The organism is Moraxella atlantae NBRC 14588 (assembly GCF_001591265.1).
In the GTDB taxonomy this organism is placed as follows: Bacteria; Pseudomonadota; Gammaproteobacteria; order Pseudomonadales; family Moraxellaceae; genus Faucicola; species Faucicola atlantae.
This window is the reverse complement of sequence record NZ_BCUL01000062.1, coordinates 1-1,375: the sequence shown is the minus strand read 5'-3', so window position 1 is coordinate 1,375 and position 1,375 is coordinate 1. Positions and strand designations below refer to the sequence as shown.

General features: G+C 44.7%; 1 protein-coding gene. It reads right to left on the bottom strand.

All coding sequences use genetic code 11. The features are described 5' to 3' along the window. Window positions 1-174 precede the first annotated feature (174 nt). On the bottom strand, window positions 175-1,375 hold a 1,201-nt coding region (locus MA2_RS10680), incomplete at its 5' end, for a TonB-dependent receptor domain-containing protein (protein ID WP_156470959.1).

The window sequence follows — 1,375 nt, the reverse complement described above, 5'->3', positions numbered from 1 at the left end:
GGTGCGGTCAAGGGGGTTTTTCAAAAAATTTTCTGGTTAGGCTGAAAAAAGTTACCGCCGCGTTGGGCAGCGGTTTGATTTGGGTCGTTGTAACGTTTGTTGAATTTGTCATCATTGATGATGATTGTTTTAGTTAATACCAAAACCCGATTGCCGAACCCATGTCAATCGGGACTAAAACTTGTAATTTACGCCAACACGAAACTCGCGACCCACAGCAGGTAGACTCATTGCTGTATGGGGACGGTAGTCTTTATTTGCGATATTATTCACGGCAAAGTTCACATTCATCTTATCATTGGCATAGGGCTTCCAATTAGCGAAGATATCAGTGACATTAAAGCCGTCACGTTTTAAAGCACGATTTGCTTGCGTATCATCCATCCATGCACTTGCACCTGTGGTGTCTTCTACTTTACGGTGGTTGACACCCACTTCGATATTGGGTTGGTCAAAACGGTAGGCCAACCCTGCCGTCCAGGTACGACCTATCTTCACGCCAAACTCCTTGCTGGCGAATGAAATAGGCCGGCAGTTGGTTGGGCTGGTGCATGATACTCTACCTGGGTCTGTGTGAAACTCAGGATTGCTATCTGCGATGCCTAAGTGGGCTTTAACGTTGTTATGGTCATAACCTGCATTGAGTTCCCATCCATGATTTTTTGCATAACCGACATTGTCAATATTGCTATCGGTAGGGTTATGGCGATCGGTTTGGCCATTCGCCAGTAGACCATCGATTTTTTGCCAAAAATAACTGCCATTGACAAAATAACTACCGACATTATAGTTGAAGCCGATTTCAGTATTTTTCGCTTTTTCTGCTTCTGCATCATCGGCGATGGAAACTCTGCTGTTACCACTGAGCAAAGCATCTACCAAACGCGGAGAACGTGTGGCATAACTGTGGTTAGCACTCAGGCTAAGGGCTGGTGTCGCTTGATAAATCACCCCAAAACTTGGGCTAAATTCGCCATCGGAGCGTTTTTTACCATTCACGGCTGTGTAGTCAAAATGGTCGTACCGACCGCCTACTGTCATGGTAAAATTGTTGATATCATGAATGGCTTCGACATACACACCTGAGTCGGTTTTTTCGGTGTTGGTTTGATAATTATCGCCATGTCGGTTTGGTTCGATTTCTTGGTGACGATAATTGATGCCGTATTTAATCAACGTATTGGGTCGTAGTTGACTATCAAAGTTAATGTTGGCGCCAGTGGTTTTCACTGCGGTTTCATTGTAGCCTGCCACTGCCCCATAGCCGCCTTGATCATCATCGGATTCACGTTTATTTTTCATGGCATAAATATTGGCGGTGGCTTCTTTGATCCAACCCATATGTTTGCCGTTCCATTCAAGGTTTGTATTACTC